General features: G+C 48.4%; 2 protein-coding genes. Both read left to right on the top strand.

The genetic code is table 11. From position 1 onward, the window contains the following. On the top strand, positions 1-1,878 hold a 1,878-nt coding region (locus KDK19_RS07500; protein ID WP_257291665.1), incomplete at its 5' end, for a WD40 repeat domain-containing protein. 131 nt (positions 1,879-2,009) lie between these two features. Continuing rightward, on the top strand, positions 2,010-3,652 hold a 1,643-nt coding region (locus KDK19_RS07495; protein ID WP_257291664.1), incomplete at its 3' end, for a WD40 repeat domain-containing protein.

Genomic DNA, 3,652 nt, shown 5'->3' with positions numbered 1-3,652 from the left:
CTTTGGTGTCACCTGAACCGGCGCAGGCTGGTAGTGATTGACGAAGCCCGGAACCAGGACAAATACCAACTCTTACAGGAACCAGAAATGACACCAGGCATTGGGCAAATAAACGGCAACTCACGTATTGTCGACTCACTCCCGACATCATCCGGGCGATCCCAATCAGAGTCGCCAACCGGTATCGGTATGGGAAGGGAGATCACTGCATCTTACCAGCGTGAATCTCTATTATTGGGGAAACTGCCCATAGAAATTAAGTATAAAATCATTGATTCTTTGGATCTTCCAACGGTAGCTCTTTTAAAACGGACATGCACAGAGTTGTACGATGTTATCGAACAAGGTGATGTCATGGCGAAGGCCTGGTATGGCCGGTTTCCTTCAGCACATCAGGCTCAACTAAAGGCATTCATCAGTACAAAAGACAAGGACCAACTCAGTGACTGGCTGGGGCGGTTTACGAGTGATGAGGCGCTAATCAAATCACTTGTGGAACGCCGGGAGAGTCATGAATTTCCTGCTATTTTCTATTTCACCATCAGTAGACTGATGTCTGAATGCATATTATTTAGACCAGTTGAAGATGGCGTAATTTCTCATCATCGTATCAGGGTTCGAGCAGCCACCTTCAGTGGCGATGGTCGCCATGTGGTGACCAGGGCTAAAGCTACTGATCTCTTTAAAGATACAGCGAAAATCTCTGGTCATAACATCAGTCAATCATGGCATGTAAAAGCTGAGATTGTTCACACTGGTTCTATCAACTCAGCCACCTTTAGCCCCGATAGCAATCATTTGGTCACCGCCAGTGATGATCACACGGCGAAAATCTGTGGTCTCAGGGCCGATGGGTCATGGGAAGTAAAAGTCACTATTACTCATGATTATGCGGTCAACTCAGCCACCTTCAGTCCCGATAGCACTCTTGTGGTGACCGCCAGTTCTGATCACACGGCGAAAGTTTACGGTCAGGAAAAAAATGGATCGTGGGTACCAAAAGCCAGCATTTTCCATGCAAATTTGGGCTTCTCAGCCACCTTCAGCGCTGATGGGCGCTATGTGATAACCGCCGGTGCTGATGGCAAGGCGAGAATCCATGCTCAGGAGGACGATGGATCATGGCTGGAGAAAGGCTCCATTCCCCATGATAGAATTGTCAGATTAGCCACCTTTAGTTCCGATGGCACCCATGTGGTGATCGCCAATGACGCTTACAAGGTGGAAATCTTTGGCCAGAAACCCGATGGATCCTGGGAGCCAGAGGCTAACATTCCTCATTCTCATTGGATCTCTTCAGCCACTTTCAGCCCCGATGGGAGTCATGTGGTGACTGCCAGTGGCGATAATACGGTGAAAATTTACGGTCAGAAGGCCGGTGGATCATGGGAACCAAAAGCCATCATTCGCCATGGGGGTTCTGTGAGATCAGCCACTTTCAGCGCCGATGGCCGCCATCTGGTGACCGCCAGTCATGATAAAACGGTGAAAATCTATGGTCTTAAGGGCGGAGTCTGGAAAGAAAAGGCCCGCATTGCCCATGACGGCGAGGTCAATTCAGCTGTTTTCAGTGCTGATGGTCGTCATGTGGTAACCGCCAGTAAGGATAAAACAGCGAAAATCATCGGGCAGAAGATCAATGGATCATGGGTAGTGAAAGCTTCTATTTCCCATGAGGGGGCAGTCAACTCAGCCACCTTCAGTGCCGATTGTTGCCATGTGGTCACCGCCGGTGAGGATGGTATGGCAAAAATCTACGAAATCAGGGCGATTTGGACGGATGTGAAACGATCCAGTTTGTCAGAGATTGACGAAATCTGGAGGAACCTGCCGTTAGTAGGGAGTTGGTCGCTAAACGACGACATCCTGCCTTGCTGAAAGACAAAAGCAGTGTTTGTCGTACTTACCCATGTTATGAACTTTTATTCCAAAGCCTTGTCTAACCTGGCGCACCCATTTTGATCGTCGTTTCAAAATGAGGAGAAATACTCACGTCACAGGAACCAGAAATGACACCAGGCATTAAGCAGATAAATGACAATTTCGAGATTGTTGATTCACCCCCGGCGTCGCCTATGTGTTCTCGATCAGATTCACCAACCGGTATCGGTATGGGTAGGGAGATCACTGCATCTTACCAGTGTGAATCTTTATTGGAGCAACTGCCCTTAGAGATAAAGTATAAAGTCATTGACTCTCTGAATCTTCCAGCGGTAGCCCTTTTAAAACGGACATGCTCCAAGTTCTACAATGCTATCAAAGAAGGTGATGCTCTGGCGAAGGCTTGGTATCAGCGGTTTCCTTCAGCACTCCAGGCTCAACTCAAGAGAGTCATCAGTACAAAAGATAACAACCAACTCAGCGACTGGTTAGGGCAGTTTACGAATGATGAGGTGCTAATAAAGTCACTTATACAACGCCGAAAGAGTGATCAATTTCCCGCTATTTTCTATTTCACCATCACTGAACTGATGTCTAAATGTGAAACATTTGAATGGGTTGGAAAAGGCGAGATTTCTCATGGTGGCGAGATTAGATCAGCCACCTTTAGTGGCGATGGCCGCCACGTGGTGACCGTGAGTTCTGCTTTTGGTGAAGATACAGCGAAAATCTCTGGTCAGGACATCAATGGGTCATGGTATGTAAAAACCAGCTGTTTTCATACCGATCTTATCAACTCAGCCACCTTTAGCCCTGATGGCAATCATCTGGTCACTGCCAGTTATGATTGCACGGCGAGAATCTACAGTTTGGAGGCCGATGGATCCTGGCAAGAAAAGGAGACCATTACCTATGATCGTCCGGTCAGCTCAGCCACGTTCAGTCCCGATAGCACTCTTTTGCTGACCGCCAGTTATGGTCGCACGGCGAAAATCTACGGTTTGGAGGCCAATGGATCCTGGGTACCAAAAGCCAGCATTTCCCATCGAGGTTCAGTCTGCTCAGCCACCTTCAGCGTTGATGGGTGCTATGTGATAACCTGCACCGGTAGCGCTAATGGGGTGAAAATCCTTAGCCAGGAGGAAGATGGATCATGGCTGGAGAATGCTACTGTTCCCTATGACAATCATGCTACTTCAGCCACCTTCAGCTACGATGGCACCCATGTGCTGACCGTTGGTGTAATGCCTGAGTACGGTAGGTTCAACGATACCCCCTCCAACCGCGATGGCACCCACATGGTGAAAATTTATGGCCATAAGACCGATGGATCCTGGGAACTAAAGGCTGACATTCGCCATTCTTCTTGGGTCACTTCAGCCGACTTCAGCACCGATGGCAGCCATATTGTGACTGCCAGTGTCGATGGTACGGCGAAAATCTACGGTCTGAAGGCCGATGGATCATGGGAATCAAAAACCACCATTCGTCATGGCAGTTCGGTACCATCAGTTACTTTCAGCGCTGATAGCCGCCATCTGCTGATCGCCAGTCAAAATAAAACGGTGAAAATCTACGGCCTTAAGGACGGAGTCTGGAATGAAAAGGCCTCCATTACTCATGACGGCGAGGTCAATTCAGCCGTCTTTAGCACTGATAGTCGTCATGTGGTAACCGCCAGTAAAGATAAAACAGCGAAAATCATTGGCCAGCAGCTCGATGGATCATGGGTAGTGAAAGCTTCCATTTCACATCAGGGTGAAGTCAACTC

Source organism: Endozoicomonas sp. ONNA1 (genome assembly GCF_024606325.1).
Classification (GTDB): Bacteria; Pseudomonadota; Gammaproteobacteria; order Pseudomonadales; family Endozoicomonadaceae; genus Endozoicomonas_A.
This window is presented reverse-complemented; position numbering and strand designations above follow the sequence as displayed.